The organism is Novosphingobium clariflavum (genome assembly GCF_026420865.1).
Taxonomy (GTDB): Bacteria; Pseudomonadota; Alphaproteobacteria; order Sphingomonadales; family Sphingomonadaceae; genus Novosphingobium; species Novosphingobium clariflavum.
The window spans coordinates 66,598-82,604 of sequence record NZ_JAPCWC010000002.1 but is presented as its reverse complement, the minus strand read 5'-3'; the positions used below and the strand labels follow the sequence as shown (position 1 = coordinate 82,604).

Annotated in this window: 17 protein-coding genes; 6 read left to right on the top strand and 11 right to left on the bottom strand. The window is 64.9% G+C overall.

Annotation, left to right across the window (positions count from 1 at the left end; all coding sequences use genetic code 11):
• Positions 1–10: 10 nt before the first annotated feature.
• The 5 genes from OKA11_RS02655 (at position 11) to tgt (ending at position 4,513) form a co-directional block, all read left to right on the top strand.
• Positions 11–523, top strand: a complete 513-nt coding sequence (locus OKA11_RS02655; RefSeq protein ID WP_267218692.1) for a hypothetical protein — start codon at positions 11–13, stop codon at positions 521–523.
• A 91-nt stretch (positions 524–614) separates the two neighbouring features.
• The gene (locus OKA11_RS02650; RefSeq protein WP_267218691.1) at positions 615–1,550 is read left to right on the top strand and encodes an ABC transporter ATP-binding protein; all 936 of its coding nucleotides are present in this window, start codon (positions 615–617) and stop codon (positions 1,548–1,550) included.
• Complete coding sequence (locus OKA11_RS02645) at positions 1,547–2,320, top strand: ABC transporter permease (RefSeq protein ID WP_142633425.1); 774 nt, start codon at positions 1,547–1,549, stop codon at positions 2,318–2,320. The genes OKA11_RS02650 and OKA11_RS02645 overlap by 4 nt, the downstream gene beginning before the upstream one ends.
• A gap of 17 nt (positions 2,321–2,337) precedes the next feature.
• Entirely contained in the window at positions 2,338–3,366 is a 1,029-nt protein-coding gene (locus OKA11_RS02640; RefSeq protein WP_267218690.1) for a DUF481 domain-containing protein, read from the top strand.
• Positions 3,367–3,385: 19 nt separating this feature from the next.
• Positions 3,386–4,513, top strand: coding sequence for a tRNA guanosine(34) transglycosylase Tgt (gene tgt / locus OKA11_RS02635; RefSeq protein WP_267218689.1), 1,128 nt, complete (start codon positions 3,386–3,388; stop codon positions 4,511–4,513).
• A 73-nt stretch (positions 4,514–4,586) separates the two neighbouring features.
• On the opposite strand, the gene OKA11_RS02630 is transcribed toward tgt, so the two are convergent.
• The 7 genes from OKA11_RS02630 to rpiB all read right to left on the bottom strand — a co-directional run bounded on the left by OKA11_RS02630 (position 4,587) and on the right by rpiB (position 9,006).
• Positions 4,587–4,748, bottom strand: a complete 162-nt coding sequence (locus OKA11_RS02630) for a hypothetical protein (RefSeq protein ID WP_185928725.1) — start codon at positions 4,746–4,748, stop codon at positions 4,587–4,589.
• 144 nt (positions 4,749–4,892) lie between these two features.
• The gene (gene rpsD / locus OKA11_RS02625; protein ID WP_142633431.1) at positions 4,893–5,507 is read right to left on the bottom strand and encodes a 30S ribosomal protein S4; all 615 of its coding nucleotides are present in this window, start codon (positions 5,505–5,507) and stop codon (positions 4,893–4,895) included.
• A 211-nt stretch (positions 5,508–5,718) separates the two neighbouring features.
• Positions 5,719–6,471 (bottom strand): RNA methyltransferase, encoded by a 753-nt coding sequence (locus OKA11_RS02620; RefSeq protein ID WP_267218993.1) that lies wholly within the window; start codon positions 6,469–6,471, stop codon positions 5,719–5,721.
• A complete protein-coding gene (gene nrdR, locus OKA11_RS02615; protein WP_207078629.1) occupies positions 6,471–6,965 on the bottom strand; it encodes a transcriptional regulator NrdR in 495 nt (164 codons plus the stop codon). Before nrdR ends, OKA11_RS02620 begins: the two co-directional genes overlap by 1 nt.
• A 44-nt stretch (positions 6,966–7,009) precedes the next feature.
• Entirely contained in the window at positions 7,010–7,234 is a 225-nt protein-coding gene (locus tag OKA11_RS02610) for a hypothetical protein (protein WP_142633435.1), read from the bottom strand.
• Positions 7,235–7,252: 18 nt separating this feature from the next.
• Positions 7,253–8,551 (bottom strand): serine hydroxymethyltransferase, encoded by a 1,299-nt coding sequence (glyA, locus tag OKA11_RS02605; RefSeq protein WP_207078628.1) that lies wholly within the window; start codon positions 8,549–8,551, stop codon positions 7,253–7,255.
• Positions 8,552–8,568: 17 nt separating this feature from the next.
• Positions 8,569–9,006 carry a ribose 5-phosphate isomerase B gene (gene rpiB / locus OKA11_RS02600; RefSeq protein ID WP_142633439.1) on the bottom strand — a complete coding sequence of 146 codons (438 nt, stop codon included), beginning with the start codon at positions 9,004–9,006 and terminating at the stop codon, positions 8,569–8,571.
• A gap of 258 nt (positions 9,007–9,264) precedes the next feature.
• On the opposite strand from rpiB, the gene OKA11_RS02595 reads away from it, so the two are divergent.
• Positions 9,265–10,992 (top strand): M28 family peptidase, encoded by a 1,728-nt coding sequence (locus OKA11_RS02595; RefSeq protein ID WP_267218687.1) that lies wholly within the window; start codon positions 9,265–9,267, stop codon positions 10,990–10,992.
• Between the two features lie 3 nt (positions 10,993–10,995).
• Here the strand turns inward: OKA11_RS02595 and OKA11_RS02590 are convergent, their stop codons facing one another.
• The 4 genes from OKA11_RS02590 to OKA11_RS02575 all read right to left on the bottom strand — a co-directional run bounded on the left by OKA11_RS02590 (position 10,996) and on the right by OKA11_RS02575 (position 15,958).
• The gene (locus OKA11_RS02590) at positions 10,996–11,430 is read right to left on the bottom strand and encodes a hypothetical protein (RefSeq protein WP_267218686.1); all 435 of its coding nucleotides are present in this window, start codon (positions 11,428–11,430) and stop codon (positions 10,996–10,998) included.
• 90 nt (positions 11,431–11,520) lie between these two features.
• Positions 11,521–13,542, bottom strand: a complete 2,022-nt coding sequence (rpoD, locus tag OKA11_RS02585; protein ID WP_267218685.1) for an RNA polymerase sigma factor RpoD — start codon at positions 13,540–13,542, stop codon at positions 11,521–11,523.
• Between the two features lie 40 nt (positions 13,543–13,582).
• On the bottom strand, positions 13,583–15,478 hold the full coding sequence (gene dnaG / locus OKA11_RS02580) for a DNA primase (RefSeq protein WP_267218684.1): 1,896 nt from the start codon (positions 15,476–15,478) through the stop codon (positions 13,583–13,585).
• A 27-nt stretch (positions 15,479–15,505) separates the two neighbouring features.
• A complete protein-coding gene (locus OKA11_RS02575; protein WP_142633449.1) occupies positions 15,506–15,958 on the bottom strand; it encodes a GatB/YqeY domain-containing protein in 453 nt (150 codons plus the stop codon).
• Positions 15,959–16,007: the final 49 nt, after the last annotated feature.

Here is a 16,007-nt window from a genome sequence, read left to right as displayed (position 1 = left end):
GGGAACTATCATGATCATTTCGAAGTGGCCGCTGGCGGCGGCTTCCGCTGTCGCACTCGCGGCGCTGCTGCCGGTGGGCGCAGCCGCGGCCGAGACGCCGACTTCGCCTGCCGCAACGGCGCCGTTGGCGCCGGACGTCGAACGCGACCTTGCCGGCAAGCTTGGTGAATGCTTCGCGATGAAGTCGACCGGGGAGGACCGGGTGACGTTTGCACGGTGGTTCCTGACCGCCATGGGCAGTGCGCCTCAGGTGGCCGACGTCGCCAAGATCGAACCGGCCGTGAAGGACAAGCTGGACCGCCAGGTGGCGGCGATTTTCACCCGCCTTATCACGGTGGACTGTGCCGGACAGGCCCGCCCGCTCTACCGCGCACACAGCAGCGCCGGGTTCCGCGCGGCGGGGGAAACGCTGGGCCGGATGGCGATGCAGGAACTCATGGGCAATCCGGAGACTGCCGCGAAGATGTTCGGCGGTTACGTGGGGTATATTCGTCAGGACGACTTCAAGAGCCTGGAACAGTAATCTTCCGCTTCGGCCGGCTGGCGGAAATTTCCCCGGCCGGCCCGATATTTCGGTCTTGGAACCGTCATCGCTTTCGCGCATCACGCGGGCCATGGATTCCATTCTTGAAATCAAGGGTCTGACCAAGACCTACGACAGCGGGTTCACGGCGCTTCACGGCGTGGACCTTTCGATCAAACGGGGCGAGATCTTTGCACTGCTGGGGCCCAATGGCGCCGGCAAGACGACGCTGATCGGTGCGGTCTGCGGACTGGTCCGGCCGACCGGTGGCAGCATGACCGCTTTCGGTGAGGACATGGGACGCCACTGGCGGCGCCTGCGTGCCCGTATCGGACTGGTTCCGCAGGAACTAGCGACCGACATGTTCGAGACGGTGATCCATTCGGTCAACTACTCGCGCGGGCTGTTCGGCCTTGCGCCCGACGCCGCCCGGGTCGAGGAAATCCTCAAGGCGCTGAGCCTGTGGGACAAGCGCAACGACCAGATTCGCGCGCTGTCCGGCGGCATGAAGCGCCGCGTGCTGATCGCCAAGGCGCTGGCGCACGAGCCTGAGTTGCTGTTCCTCGATGAACCCACGGCGGGCGTCGACGTCGAACTGCGCCGCGACATGTGGGCGCAGATCTCGCTGCTGCGCGATCGCGGCACGACGATCATCCTGACCACCCACTACATCGAGGAGGCCGAGGAAATGGCCGACCGGGTGGGCATCATCCAGGGCGGCCGCATCCGCATGGTCGAGGAAACCCGCGCGCTGATGAAGCGACTGGGGCGTACCGAAGCCCACTTCGCGCTTGGCGCGCCGCTGGCCGCCGTTCCCGAGGTGCTGTCCGGCCTGAACGTCAGCCTTTCCGAAGACGGGCTGGAACTGGTCTACCGCGGCGGTGATGGCTCCGGGCGGGGCAAGGCGGAAGTGGCGGAAGTCACCAAGCGACTGGCCGGCGCCGGCATCGACTACACCGCCATCGACATTCGCGAATCGAGCCTCGAAGACATCTTCGTCGACCTTCTGGAAGGAGCGGCGGCATGATCGCCTTCAACGCGCGCAGCACCTGGACCATCTACAAGCGCGAGGTCATGCGGGCCATGCGCACCGCGATGCAGTCGATCCTCGGACCGGTGCTGACGACGGTGCTCTATTTTGTCGTGTTCGGCGCCGCGATCGGCGGGCGGATGGATTCGGGGGTGACGGGCGTCAATTACGGCGCCTTCATCGTGCCGGGCCTGCTGCTGCTGACAATCCTGGGCGAAAGCGTCTCGAACGGCAGCTTCGGCATCTACATGCCGCGCTTCACCGGCGCGATCTACGAACTGCTTTCCGCCCCCGTCGGCGTGGCCGAGACGCTGATCGGCTTCGTCGGTGCGGCGGCGACCAAGTCTCTCATCCTTGCGGCGATCATCCTGGGCACCGCGACGTTCTTTGTCGACTACACGATCGTCCACCCGTTCTACGCGCTGGGCTTCATCCTGCTGGTTTCGGCGACGTTCTCGCTGTTCGGTTTCATCCTCGGCATCTGGGCCGACAGTTTCGAGAAGCTGGGCATCGTGCCGGTGCTGTTCGTGGTGCCGCTGACGTTCCTGGGCGGCACGTTCTATTCGATCCAGATGCTGCCCGAGCCATGGCGCTCGGTGGCGATGGTCAACCCGGTGGTCTACCTCGTCAACGGGCTGCGCTGGTGCTTCTATGGCAGGTCGGACTTCCCCATCGGCATCTCGCTGGTGATGACGCTGGCGTTCCTCGCGCTCTGCGTGGGTTTCATCGCCTGGATCTTCCGGACGGGGTGGCGCCTGCGCGCCTGAGCGGATAACTGTCTCTCATGTCGATGCGTTTGCTGGGTCTTCCGCTTGTGCTCGCCGCCGTGCCGGCGCAGGCGCAGACCCTTGTCCACCTTCCCCCGGCGCCGCAGCCGGTACCGTTCATCGTGCCAGTGGTGGCGGTGGCGCTGCCGGCGTATCCCTGGCCGATGCCATTCGTGGCTGCGGGACCGCCGCGGCTGCCGGAAAATGTGCGCGCCATGCTCGAATCGGCGATCCGTACCGGCGATTCGGCAACGGTTGCCGCGGTGGTGAAGGTCGCGCTTGACACCAAGCCTTACGACAAGGACGAGATCCGCGGGATGCAGAAGGCCTTTAACGACGAGGCCGCACGCCTCGCCGCTGCTAAGGCCAATGCGGAAACCCAGCGTATCCGGCAGTCGGACATCTTCCAGTTGTGGACCGGCAAGATCGAGGCCGGCGCGTTCCGGGCAACCGGCAACACCAACAATTTCGGGTTCAGCGGTGCGATCAATCTCGATCGCAAGGGTATCGACTGGCAGCACACGATCCAGCTCACTGCGGACTATCAGAAAGATACCGGCACGGTGACGCGCGAGCAGTACCTTGCCAGCTATCAGGCGCGCTACACCTTGCGCGACGGCCTGTTCACATATGGCCGCACGCAGTGGGAGCGGAACGCGATCCAGGGCTACGACGACCGCTACTCGCTGTCGGGCGGTCTCGGCTACCGTGTGATCAAGCGCAAGGATCTGGCGCTGTCGCTGGAAATCGGCCCGGCATTGCGCCGTACGCGCTACGTCACCGATCCTGCGGAGACGACCTGGTCGACCCTGACCTCGCTCGATTTCAGCTGGAATGTCGATGATGGGGTGAAGTTCACCCAGACCGCGTCCTGGTATATCGAAACCGGCAACAGCACCTTCACCACCAACACCGGCATCGAGGCCGGTGTGTCCAAGAAGCTGAAGGCCAAGCTCTCCTATTCGTTCGAGCATGAGACCTCGCCGCCCGCCGGGACGCTGAGGACCGACACGATTTCGCGCTTCTCGCTGGTCTACGGCTTCTGAATTCGATAACGGGCGGCTTATGAACCCCCGTTTCGAATTCTCCATCCACGCCACCGACGGCAAGGCCCGTACCGGCGTCATCAAGATGCGTCGCGGCGAGATCCGCACCCCGGCCTTCATGCCGGTGGGCACCGCCGCGACCGTCAAGGCCATGAAGCCGCAGGATGTGCGCGCCACCGGCGCCGACATCATCCTGGGTAATACCTACCACTTGATGCTCCGCCCCGGCGCCGAACGCGTGGCGCGGCTGGGCGGGCTGCACAAGTTCATGAACTGGGATCGCCCGATCCTGACGGACAGCGGTGGCTATCAGGTCATGAGCCTGTCGGACTTGCGCAAGATCACCGAGAACGGCGTGACCTTTGCCAGCCATCTCGACGGTTCGCGCCATCTGCTCACGCCCGAACGGTCGATGGAAATCCAGCGGCTGCTGGGTTCCGACATCGTCATGTGCTTTGACGAATGCCCCAAGATCGACCAGCCGCGCGACGTCATCGCGCGTTCGATGGAAATGTCGATGCGCTGGGCAAAGCGCAGCCGCGACGGCTTCGACAGCGGCGGCGAGCATGCGGCCAATGCGGCGCTGTTCGGCATCCAGCAGGGCGCGCTCGACGAAGGCCTGCGCAAGACTTCGGCAGATGCACTGATCGACATCGGTTTCGACGGCTACGCGATCGGCGGCCTGGCTGTCGGCGAGGGGCAGGAGGCGATGTTCGCGACGCTGGAGTTCGCGCCGCAGCAGCTTCCGGCCGATCGTCCGCGCTATCTCATGGGGGTCGGCAAGCCCGACGATCTGGTTGGCGCGGTGGAGCGCGGGGTCGACATGTTCGATTGCGTCCTGCCCAGCCGTTCAGGGCGTAACGGACAGGCCTTCACCTGGAACGGTCCGCTCAACTTGCGCAATGCCCGCCATGCCGAGGACAATGGTCCGCTTGACGAGCGCTGCAAGTGCCCGACATGCGCGACGTATAGCCGTGCCTACCTGCATCACCTCGTGCGCTCGGGCGAGATCCTGGGCTCGATGCTGATGACCGAGCACAACATCTCCTTCTATCAGCAGCTCATGCAGGGAATGCGCGACGCCATCGCAGAAGCGCGGTTCGCGGCTTTCGCGGCCGACTTCCGGCGTTCCTATTTCCGTTTGTAGGGGGCGGCGGCTGGGCGGCTCCGGGTTGTCCCGGAGCGCCTCCCGGCCCTCTTGAAGGGTGTAGCGACGGCTGTCAGGCCGAGACTTCGAGCCGCGTTCCGGGATAGGCGACGAAGCGGCCGCTGCGCAGATCGAGGAAACCGGCGCCGATCTGGCTGGCAAAACGCTGGGCCAGTTCGAGGGTGGCATACCATTTGCCGGTGCGGTGCGGAGTGATGAAGCGAAAGCGATTCATGATGCAGGTCCAATGCCGTCAAACGATGTCGGTTCCCTGACAAGTCCCTCGATTCGCCGAATTTTCATGCAATTCGTCGCGCAAAAGAAAAGGGCGGCTCCGTGGGGAGCCGCCCTTCCTATTCCTGGTCCGGAGACCCGAAACTTAGCGCGAGTAGAACTCGACGACCAGGTTCGGTTCCATCTTCACCGGGTAGGGCACTTCGTCGAGCGTCGGGACGCGGACGAAGGTCACCTTGTCGGTGCCGTCCTGAGCGACGTAGTCGGGGACTTCACGCTCGGGCAGGTTCTGGGCTTCGATGATCAGCGCCATTTCCTTGGCCTTGTTGCCCAGGCTGATGACGTCGCCGACCTTCACGCGACGCGAAGCGATGTTGCACTTCACGCCGTTGACGCGGATGTGACCGTGCGAAACGATCTGACGGGCCGCGAAGATGGTCGGAGCGAACTTCGAACGGTACACGACCATGTCCAGGCGCTGCTCGAGCAGGCCGATCAGGTTCTGGCCGGTGTCGCCCTTCATGCGCGAGGCTTCCTGGTAGGTCGCCTTGAACTGCTTCTCGGTCACGTCGCCGTAGTAGCCCTTGAGCTTCTGCTTGGCGCGGAGCTGCAGACCGTAGTCCGAGATCTTGCCCTTGCGGCGCTGGCCGTGCTGGCCCGGGCCGTAGCTGCGGCGGTTGACCGCGCTCTTGGGGCGACCCCAGATGTTCTCGCCCATGCGGCGGTCGAGTTTGTACTTGGCGCTTTTACGCTTCGACATAAGTCGTCTCCTTTTCTGCTGCCGCCTCCACCGTGGAAGCGGTCCATGTTGTCCCGGGGCGCACCATTCCGCCTATTTCGCGGAATGCGGCCGCCGCTTCACCGGGGTGCGGGGCCGAATGGACGGACCTGTCAAGAAGGCAGGCGCCATGTGAAGGGGTGCCCCATACGGGCTCGGGGGTGAAAGTCAAGCGGATAAGCCGAAAAACGGCTCAACTACGCGGGCGACGCTCGTTTCCGAGGGCAGAGAGCACACCGCGAAGGGTGCGCACTTCGAGGTGATTCCAGGCCGGCTTCGTGAGAAGGTTGCGCAAGGTCAGCCGGTTGGCTGCCGCGCGCGTTTCGGGCCAGAAATAGTTTTTGGGTTCGAGCAACTGCTCGAAATGGCCGATGAGGCCTTCCAATTCTTCCTGCGGGGCAGGGGGAAGCAGTTCCTCCTGCGTCGGCTGCGCGAGTTCGCCGGACGCGACTGCGCCTTTCGACCACTCGTAAGCGCACAGAATCACGGCCTGCGCCAGGTTAAGCGAGGCAAATTCGGGGTTGATCGGCACCGTCAGGATCGCGCGGGCGAGGGCGACGTCCTCGGTCTCGAGGCCTGAACGCTCGGGGCCGAACACGTAAGCCGAGCGGGCGCCGGTGGTACGGGCGGTCTCGTGCACTTCGCGGGCGGCCTCTTCGGGCGTGACGACCGGCTTGGTGACACCGCGCTTGCGCACGGTGGTGGCATAGACATTGGCGCAATCTGACACCGCTTCTGCCAGCGTATCGAAGACCTGCGCGTGTTCCAGTACCACGTCGGCCCCGGCGGCGGCCGGGCCGGCCGAGGGATTGGGCCAGCCGTCACGGGGGGCGACAAGGCGCATTTCGGCAAGGCCGAAGTTGAGCATGGCGCGGGCGGCCTTGCCGATATTCTCGCCCAGTTGCGGGCGGACCAGTACGATGACCGGCTTGCTTGCGTCAGCCATCATTCGGCGTCCTTTGTTACGCCCTTGGTCGCACCTTGCCCGGCGACATCGCGCACGGTGCCTGCAAAAGCTTCGAAATCGCGCGCTTCGTTGAAGGCGCGGTAGACAGAGGCGAAACGGATATAGGCAACCGAATCGAGCTGGCGCAGCCCTTCCATCACCATCTCGCCGATTTCGCGGGAGGGAACTTCGGATTCGCCCAGCGTCTCGACCTGGCGCTGTACGCCGGAGACGAGCTGGTCGATCTTCTCCCGCTCGATCCCGCGCTTGCGGCAGGCAAGGGTGACCGACTGTTCGATCTTGGCGCGGTCGAACGGCTCGCGCGCATCGTCACTTTTTACGACAGTGATGTCGCGAAGCTGGACACGTTCGAACGTGGTAAAACGCGCGCCGCAGCTGGAGCACTGGCGACGACGGCGGATTGCCGTGTTGTCCTCGGTCGGGCGGCTGTCCTTGACCTGGGAATCGTCATGGGCGCAAAAAGGACAGCGCATTCAGTTGGTTACTTTCGAATAATCAGGCAAGATAGAGCAGGCTTTCAGGGGCGCACGCGCTTGTAGAACTGGTATCCCGCGCCGACCGCAAGGCCGAGCGGGATCGACACGAACGGAAGCACGGCCGCCGCGACCGCCCCTGCCGCGCCCCAGATCAACACCGGCTTGGTCGACGGATGGTCTAGGCCATCCTGCAGCATTCCGGCCAGCTCGTGGCGGGCATCGGAAATGAAGTCGCCGGTGTCGTCGGGGCGGTCAGGGTCGGTCATGGCATTCAGCCTCCTGGATCAGTCCTCGTAGATCGGGAAACGGTCGCACAGCGCTTCGACGCGTGCACGCACGTTCTGCTCCACCTGAGCGTCGCCTGCTTCGCCGCACTTGGCAAGGCCGTCGAGGACGTCGGCGACCATGTTGCCGATTTCGCGGAACTCTTCCGGACCGAAGCCACGGGTGGTGCCGGCGGGCGAACCCACGCGGATGCCGCTGGTCTTCATCGGCGGCAGCGGATCGAAGGGGATGCCGTTCTTGTTGCAGGTGATGCCCGCACGTTCCAGCGCCTCGTCCGCATCCTTGCCGGTCACGCCGAGCGGCGAGAGGTCGATCAGCGCGAGGTGGGTGTCGGTGCCGCCCGAAACGATCGCGGCGCCGCGTTCCTTGAGGGTGTCGGCAAGGACCTTGGCGTTCTCGATCACGCGCGCGGCGTAGTCCTTGAACTCGGGGCGCAGCGCTTCACCGAAGGCGACGGCCTTGGCGGCGACGACGTGCATCAGCGGACCGCCCTGGAGGCCGGGGAACACCGCCGAATTGATCTTCTTGGCGAGAGCCTCGTCGTTGGTGAGGATCATGCCGCCGCGCGGGCCGCGCAGCGTCTTGTGCGTGGTGGTGGTGGCGATGTGCGCGTGCGGGAAGGGCGAGGGGTGCAGGCCCGCGGCCACCAGACCGGCGAAGTGGGCCATGTCGACCTGGAACAGTGCGCCCACGCTGTCGGCGATTTCGCGCATGCGCTTGAAGTCGATCACGCGCGGATAGGCGGAGCCGCCGGCGATGATCAGCTTGGGCTGGTGTTCCGTGGCGAGAGCCTGGACCTCATCGTAGTCGATCAGGTGGGTGTCCTTGGTCACGCCGTACTGTACGGCCTTGAACCACTTGCCCGAAAGCGCTGCGCGGGCGCCGTGGGTAAGGTGGCCGCCGGCATCGAGGCTCATGCCCATGATGGTGTCGCCGGGCTTGACGGTGGCGAGGAGCACGGCGCCGTTGGCCTGCGCGCCCGAGTGGGGCTGCACGTTGGCGAACTGGCAGTCGAACAGCTGCTTGGCGCGTTCGATGGCGAGCGTCTCGACTTCGTCCGAGGGCTCGCAGCCCTGGTAGTAGCGCTTGCCGGGGTAGCCTTCGGCGTACTTGTTGGTCAGCACCGAGCCCTGGGCTTCGAGGACGGCCTTGGAGACGATGTTCTCCGAGGCGATCAGTTCGATCTGCTTGCGCTCGCGCTTGAGTTCGTGGCCGATGGCCTTGGCAACAGCGGGGTCGCTCTGGGCAACGCCGTCAGAGAAGAAGCCGGCGGAACGGATGGCGGTTTCTACGGTCATGTTCGGGCTTCTCCGTTTCAGAAGACGGGGTTGGAAAGCTTTTCGACGCGGCCCGCGTGGCGTCCGCCACCGAACTCGGTCGAAAGGAATGCGTCGAGGCAAGCCTTGGCCATGTCTTCGCCAGTCAGGCGGGCACCCATGGCGATGACGTTGGCGTTGTTGTGCTCACGCGCGAGTGCGGCCGAGAGCGGCTCGGACACGAGCGCGCAGCGGCAGGCCGGATCACGGTTCACGGCAATCGAGATGCCGATGCCCGAGCCACAGAGCGCGACGCCGAACTGCGCGGTGCCGTCGGCGACGACCGAGGCCAGCTTGTAGCCGTAGTCGGGATAATCGACACGATCGGCGGTTTCGGGGCCGAGATCGGCGACTTCGTGGCCGAGTTCGATGAGGTATTCACGCAGAACCGTCTTGAGATCGACGGCGGCGTGGTCTGAAGCAATCGCAATGCGCATGGGATCGGGCTGCCTGTCCTGATGCGGGGATTCGTTTGCGCCTCCCCTTAGTCGCGACTTCGTCGCATTGCCACCTTTGTTGACATTCCGCCTGCGCATTTCCCGGATGTGCAAGGATCAAGCGGAATTACGGCCGGACCGTGCAGGAAATGGCTGCTCGCGAGCGTGAAAGGCGCAGAATTCCAAACCTGGCTGGATGCGATTGACACCCGGGCGGGCAGGCATGATTGTTTCGCGTTTGCGATGAAGGGGTTAGCGGTGAAGTCGGCGAAATTGCTTGTCCTTGCGCTGCTGATCGGGGTGGCCCTTGCCATCCTCGGCACGACGCCGCCTCGCCCGCTCGCAGCCGATGCGGCAGGGAAAGACTTCTCGGCAGGGCGCGCGATGATCGAGGTCGCGCGGATCGCGCGGGCTCCGCATCCGAGCGGTTCGGCCGAGCATGCTGCCTTGCGGGGCTATCTGATGGATCGGCTTGGTGCCCTCGGCCTGGTCCTGCATACGCAGGAAGCGCTGTTTCCGGACGATGCACGCGCAACGCTGAACCATCGCAGCGGGGAGAGCCGGGCGCAGATCCCGTTGGTCAACATCGTTGCGGTACTGCCGGGGCGGGATCGCACTCTGCCCGCCGTGGCGCTGATGGCGCATTACGACGGCGTCTGGGGCTCGCCTGCCGCTGCCGACGACGGCGCCGGCGTGGCTTCGATCCTCGAGACGATGCGTGCGCTGTCCGGCCAGCGCGATCGCCGCCGTGACGTGATCGTCATCCTGACGGACGGCGAGGAGGCGGGGCTCAACGGAGCAAAATTGTTCTTTGGGCAAGCGCCCGAGGCAAGCCGGATTGGCGCGCTGGTCAATCTCGAAACTCGTGGAGGAGGCGGCAAGGCGAACCTGTTCCAGACTTCCGCGATGAACGGGGACGCGGCGCGGCTCTGGGCTGCTACCGCCCCGCATCCGGCGGGCACCTCGCTGGCGACGTTCATCTACAGCGTCCTGCCCAACGACACCGATCTCACCGCCGCGCTGCCGCATGGCTATGCGGCGTGGAACTTTGCCTTCATCGGCCGTCCCGGGCTCTACCATTCCCCGCTGGCGACCCCTGCCAATCTCGATCAGGGGGCGCTCCAGCAGATGGGCGAGCAGACGCTTGCCCTGGCGCGGGCCATGGTGACGGCACCGGAACTGCCCGGCCAGTCGCCGGACATCGTGTTCTTCGATGTCTTTGGGCTTTTTGCGCTCCACTATGCCGCTTGGTGGGGATGGGTGATGCTGGCCCTGGGCTTTGCCGGGTATGGACTTGTGTCGCTCCGCAGGTTCGAGGTCAGGGCGCTGCTTGGCGGAGCGGTTCGGATGCTCGGGCTGGTCGCGGGGGCGGCGGGCGCCCTCTATCTCCTCAACCTGCTGTCCGGCGCCGACGGCCCGGTAAACTATTATGACCGCCTCGCCGCGATCCCGAGGCTGCAGATCATGGCATGCTGTGCAGGCGTGGCCACGGTCCTGCTGCTGGTTGGCGGCAAGCAGGATGGCGCGGTGCGGGAGGCGGGGATGGCGTTGCCGCTGCTGCTCGCCGGCGCCGCGTTTCAGGCTTTCGCGCCGACGGCAGCGTATGTGCTGGCCTTGCCGATGGCCCTTGGCGGCGCGGCGGCAGCGGTGCGTGCGTTACGGCCTGGCGGCCCGGCGTGGGCGATGACAGTGGCCGTCGCCGGTATCGTGACGGGCTACGCGTTCATGCTTGGCTATGCCTTGCTACAGGCGGTGGGGCCGACCATGCCGATGGTGGCCGTACTTCCGCTGATGATCGCCGTATGTGCGTTGGAGCCGCTGCTGCCACAAACGAAGCCGTCCTCGGGGCGCATGGCTGCAAGGCACGCGATGGCGGTCGTGCTGCTGGCAGGCGCCATCGGCGTGTCTCTGTGGGTCCGGCTGGACAGCCCGTCGGCGACCGTCGCGGCCTATTCGGACAGCAACAAGAACCACGGCACGACCTGAACCTTATTCGAAAAACTCCGGCGGTGGTTCGCGCAGGTTCCGCGCGCCGCGCATGCCTTGCTGCACGAGCTTGCCAACCACGACTGCGAGCGTCGCCACCGGGATGACCGCAAAAATGCCAAGGGCGCCGGCAGACGACGTCAGGTAGCCAACTGCAAGCACGCTCGCCAGCAGCGTTACCAGCATAAGGTAGCCGGCGCGTTCGCCCTTTTCCGCCGCGAAGCGCGCGGCACAGGTGAAGGAAACGGTGGGGATCAGGGCGAGCAGGGCAAGCAGCAGGGGCGGCAGCGCGAGCCAGGCCTCGATGCCGGCTACGCGCACCATCCAGAGCAGCGCCAGGAGCAGAAACGAGGCGAAGGTGATGCAGGCCCCGGCGGCGCAGCGGGTCGCTTCGCGCGCGCCCGATTCGCTGACGGCATCGCTATCCCCGTAAGCCATTGCTAGGCATCCTCCCCTAATGGGCCGCGCGAGGGGCGACCCAAAAAAGAACCCCGCCGAAGCGGGGCCCTTTCCATCTTCATGCAACCGTTACTGATCGAGGAACGAGCGCATCTTGCGGCTGCGGCTCGGATGCTTGAGCTTGCGCAGGGCCTTGGCTTCGATCTGACGGATACGCTCGCGGGTGACCGAGAACTGCTGGCCGACTTCCTCGAGCGTGTGGTCGGTGTTCATGCCGATGCCGAAGCGCATGCGCAGCACGCGTTCCTCGCGCGGGGTCAGCGAGGCAAGGACACGGGTGACCGTTTCCTTGAGGTTCGCCTGGATCGCGGCGTCGACCGGGATGATCGCGTTCTTGTCCTCGATGAAGTCGCCGAGGTGCGAATCCTCCTCGTCGCCGATCGGCGTTTCGAGGCTGATCGGCTCCTTGGCGATCTTCATCACCTTGCGCACCTTCTCGAGCGGCATCGACAGGCGCTCGGCCATTTCCTCCGGCGTGGGCTCGCGGCCCTGCTCGTGGAGGAACTGGCGGCTGGTGCGCACCAGCTTGTTGATCGTCTCGATCATGTGCACCGGGATGCGGATCGTGCGGGCCTGATCCGCGATCGAGCGCGTGATCGCCTGGCGGATCCACCAGGTGGCATAAGTCGAGAACTTGTAGCCGCGGCGGTACTCGAACTTGTCGACGGCCTTCATCAGGCCGATGTTGCCTTCCTGGATGAGATCCAGGAACTGAAGCCCACGGTTGGTGTACTTCTTGGCGATCGAGATCACCAGGCGCAGGTTCGCCTCGACCATTTCCTTCTTGGCGATGCGGGCTTCGCGCTCACCCTTCTGGACCATGTTGACGATGCGGCGGAACTCGGGAAGCGCCATGCCGGTGGCGGCGGCGATATCCGAGACTTCCGCGCGGATGCGCTCGACGGAGTCCTCTTCGTTTTCGGCGAAGGCGGCCCACTTCTTGTCCTTCTTCGCCATGTCGGTGAGCCAGGTGTCGTCCAGCTCGCGGCCCACGTAAGTCTCGAGGAAGTCGGCACGCTTGACCTTGTGGCGTTCGGCCAGGCGCAGCATCTGGCCGCCGAGCGTGGTGAGGCGGCGGTTGAAGGCGTAGAGGTTGTCGACGAGATATTCGATCTTCGTCGCGTGGAACTTCACCGATTCGACTTGCGCCGTCAGTTCCTCGCGCAGCGAATGGTACTGTTCTTCCTTGGCGGCAGGGAAGTCGATGCCCAGCGCCAGCGCTTCGAGGCGTTCCGACTGGAGGCGTTCGAAGGTCTGGAACAGCTCGGTGATGAGCAGGAACTTCTCCAGCGCCTCGGGCTTGAGGGCCGCTTCCATCTGGGCGAGGCTGAGGGTGTTGTCCTCTTCCTCTTCCTCGGCTTCGCGCTTGGGGACCGGGTTGCCGTCCTCGTCGACTTCCTCGGAGTTGTCTTCGTCGGAATCGTCCTCGTCCTTGAACGTGGGGCCGGCGGTGGCTTCGCTGATCTCCCCGTCCTCGTCGCCTTCGCCGTCTTCGCTCAGGCTTTCGGGCGCGGGTTCCTTGGCAAGCATGGCGTCGAGATCGAGGATCTCGCGCAGCTGCATTTCACCGTTGTTGAGGGATTCGGACCACTGGATGATCGCGTGGAAGGTGATCGGGCTCTCGCAGAGGCCCAGGATCATCATGTCGCGGCCGGCCTCGATGCGTTTGGCGATGGCGATTTCGCCTTCGCGGCTGAGCAGCTCGACCGCGCCCATCTCGCGCAGGTATATGCGGACGGGGTCGTCGGTCCGCTCGACCGTTTCCTTCTTCTTGGTCTCGACGACCATGCGCGGGCCGGCGTCGTCGCCATCCGCATCGTCGGTGTCGGTATCCCGGTCCGTATCGTTGTCTTCCTGACCGTCGGCATCCTCATCGCTCTCGACGATGTTGACGCCCATCTCGTTCAGGGCGGCGGTGATGTCCTCGATCTGGTCGGAAGACATGTCCTGCGGGAGCGCTTCGTTGAGCTCGTCGTAAGTAATGATGCCGCGGCGTTTGGCGCGGGCGATAAGCTTCTTGATGGAAGCTTCGTTGAGATCGATCAGCGGCGCATCGTCGTTCGGTTCGCCGGTGTTGTCGTTTTTGCTCATTCTTCGCCGTTATCCCCGTGCATCCGAACTGATTATACAATCAGGACGAAGCCGCTTGTCTTGTCGCCATTTGCCTGAGGCGACTGTCAAATTCCAGCTTTCTCTTGAGGAGGCGTTGCTGCTCGGCAAAAGCATCGTCGGACAGTTCGCTTTCGAACCGCGCCGTTGCCTGTGCCAATGCCGCCTCCAGAACCGGACGTTCCACCAAGAGATCGACCGCCTGCACAAGATCCTCTGCCGCCTGATCCGCGCCGGTATCGGGATTCAGGAACCCGAAGCGCAATCCGGAGTATTCGGCGGTGCCGGGGATCGCCAGGCCACTGTCGGCCAATATGGAGGCAAGCGCCGCGCTTTCAAGCGGTTCGTGCATGTGGCAGCAATCAAGCAGCAAGGAAAAGCGGGGGTCGAGCCCCGGTGTGCGGGCCAGCGCTTCCGCGTGACGGGTGATCTGGTCGGGCCAACGGATGAGCCCGGCCAGAACGGCGGCTGAAAGGGCGTCGCGCGCGCCGCCGGCAATCGCCTTGCGCAGGCGTTCGAGTGATTCGGGATCCGATTCGGGGATCGGGCTCCAGCGGCCTTTCTGGAAATTGCCCCGGCCGCCTCCGCGCGGCGGATTGGGCTTGAACGGTCCGCCCTGGCCGCCGCCGCCTTGCTGCCAGCGGCTTTCGCGCTTGGGAAAGGCAAATTCGGAATAGCGGTCCTGCAACTCGCGCCGGTAGAGGCTGGCGATGTCCGGGTGCTGGATCGCATCGACATGGGCCATCAGCCGCGCCTTGAGGCCGGCCTTGTCTTCGGGCGTGGTCAGCGGCTGGGCATCGCGCTCCACTTCCCAGAGCACTTCGATCAGGCTTTTGGCGGCGCCCAGCACGTCTTCCATGGCGCGCGCGCCCCTGGCCTTGATAAGGTCGTCGGGGTCAAGCCCTTCAGGCAGGCGGACGATCCGCAGGGAGTGGGCAGGGCGCAGCAGGGGCAGGGCACGGGATACCGCGCGCATCGCCGCGCGCTGGCCGGCGGCGTCGCCGTCGAAGCACAGGATCGGCATCTCTACGTGGCGCCAGAGCATCTCGATCTGCTGCTCGGTCAGCGCGGTGCCGAGCGGCGCGACGCATTCGCCAATACCCGCCGCCGCCATCGCGACCACGTCCATGTAGCCCTCGACCACGACCATCCGGCCAGACTGGCGCGCGGCCGGTGCGGCGCGGTGCAGGTTGTAAAGGGTGCGGCCCTTGTCGAAGAGGGGGGTGTCGGGAGAGTTCAGATACTTGGGCGCATCCGTCTTCTCCTTGGTGAGAATGCGGCCGCCGAAAGCGATGACCCGGCCGCGTGCATCCTCGATCGGCAGCATCAGGCGGCCGCGAAAGCGGTCGTAGGGATCGCGGCCTTCGACTTCGATCCGGAGGCCGGCCTCGATCAGCATGGCCTCGGGAAACTTGCCGAGCGCTTCCTTCATCGCCTGGCGGCCTTCCGGAGCGTAGCCGAAGCCGAATCGCTGGAGGGTGTGAGCGTCGAACCCGCGGGTGGCGAGGTAGGCGCGCGCCGATTCGCCGCCGGGGGCGGAGAGGTTCTGCACGAACCAGCCCTGTGCGGCGGCCATCACGTCATGAAGCGTATCGCGCTTCTCCGCCGCCTTGGCCGCGCGCGGATCGGGGGCAGGGACGTCCATCCCCGCTTCGGCCGCCAGTTCCTTGACCGCGTCCATGAAGGACAGGCCCTGGTGATCGGTCATCCAGCGGATCGCATCTCCATGTGCGCCGCAGCCAAAGCAGTGATAGAAGCCCTTTTCATCGTTGACGGTGAAGCTTGGAGACTTCTCGTTGTGGAACGGGCAGCAGGCCTTGAACTCGCGCCCCGCCTTTTGCAGGCGGGTCGAGCGACCGATCAGCGCGGACAGCGTGATCCGCGTGCGAAGCTGGTCGAGCCATTGAGGGGTAAGCACGGTCCTGCCGCCCGATCACGTGTCAGGTCAGGCCAGCGCCGCCTTCACCCAGCCCGAAGCCTTGCCCATGTCGAGCTGGGTGCCGTGGCGCGCCTTCAGCGCGGCGACGACCTTGCCCATGTCCTTCATGCTTTCGGCGCCGACTTCGGCCTTGATCGCCTCGATCAGGGCCTTGGTCTCTTCCTCGGAGAGCTGGGCGGGAAGGAAAGTCTCGATTACCTCCAGCTCGGCCTTTTCCTCGGCGGCCTTTTCGGGGCGGCCACCTTCCTCGAAGAGCTGGATCGATTCGCGGCGCTGCTTCACCATCTTCTGGAGAACGTCGATCACCATGGCATCGTCGTCGGGAAGAGAATCGGCGGTGCGCAGTTCGATGTCGCGGTCCTTGATCTTGGCAAGGATGAGGCGAACCGCGGCGAGGCGCGGCTTGTCGCCCGCCTTCATCGCGGTGATCTGGGCGGCCTTGATCGAATCACGAAGCATTGTTTTCCTGCTGTTCTGCTGGTTCTGGAAAGGGTGATGGCGCAAAACT

Excerpts from the sequence above, each read along its gene's own strand:
- nrdR (WP_207078629.1), bottom strand. The coding sequence starts at position 6,965 with ATGCGCTGTCCTTTTTGCGCCCATGACGATTCCCAGGTCAAGGACAGC.
- OKA11_RS02590 (WP_267218686.1), bottom strand. The coding sequence starts at position 11,430 with ATGGCTTACGGGGATAGCGATGCCGTCAGCGAATCGGGCGCGCGCGAA.
- rpiB (WP_142633439.1), bottom strand. The coding sequence starts at position 9,006 with ATGCGCATTGCGATTGCTTCAGACCACGCCGCCGTCGATCTCAAGACG.
- OKA11_RS02620 (WP_267218993.1), bottom strand. The coding sequence starts at position 6,471 with ATGGCTGACGCAAGCAAGCCGGTCATCGTACTGGTCCGCCCGCAACTG.
- OKA11_RS02640 (WP_267218690.1), top strand. The coding sequence starts at position 2,338 with ATGTCGATGCGTTTGCTGGGTCTTCCGCTTGTGCTCGCCGCCGTGCCG.
- OKA11_RS02630 (WP_185928725.1), bottom strand. The coding sequence starts at position 4,748 with ATGAATCGCTTTCGCTTCATCACTCCGCACCGCACCGGCAAATGGTAT.
- rpoD (WP_267218685.1), bottom strand. The coding sequence starts at position 13,542 with ATGAGCAAAAACGACAACACCGGCGAACCGAACGACGATGCGCCGCTG.
- glyA (WP_207078628.1), bottom strand. The coding sequence starts at position 8,551 with ATGACCGTAGAAACCGCCATCCGTTCCGCCGGCTTCTTCTCTGACGGC.
- tgt (WP_267218689.1), top strand. The coding sequence starts at position 3,386 with ATGAACCCCCGTTTCGAATTCTCCATCCACGCCACCGACGGCAAGGCC.
- OKA11_RS02610 (WP_142633435.1), bottom strand. The coding sequence starts at position 7,234 with ATGACCGACCCTGACCGCCCCGACGACACCGGCGACTTCATTTCCGAT.
- OKA11_RS02650 (WP_267218691.1), top strand. The coding sequence starts at position 615 with ATGGATTCCATTCTTGAAATCAAGGGTCTGACCAAGACCTACGACAGC.
- rpsD (WP_142633431.1), bottom strand. The coding sequence starts at position 5,507 with ATGTCGAAGCGTAAAAGCGCCAAGTACAAACTCGACCGCCGCATGGGC.
- OKA11_RS02575 (WP_142633449.1), bottom strand. The coding sequence starts at position 15,958 with ATGCTTCGTGATTCGATCAAGGCCGCCCAGATCACCGCGATGAAGGCG.
- OKA11_RS02655 (WP_267218692.1), top strand. The coding sequence starts at position 11 with ATGATCATTTCGAAGTGGCCGCTGGCGGCGGCTTCCGCTGTCGCACTC.
- OKA11_RS02645 (WP_142633425.1), top strand. The coding sequence starts at position 1,547 with ATGATCGCCTTCAACGCGCGCAGCACCTGGACCATCTACAAGCGCGAG.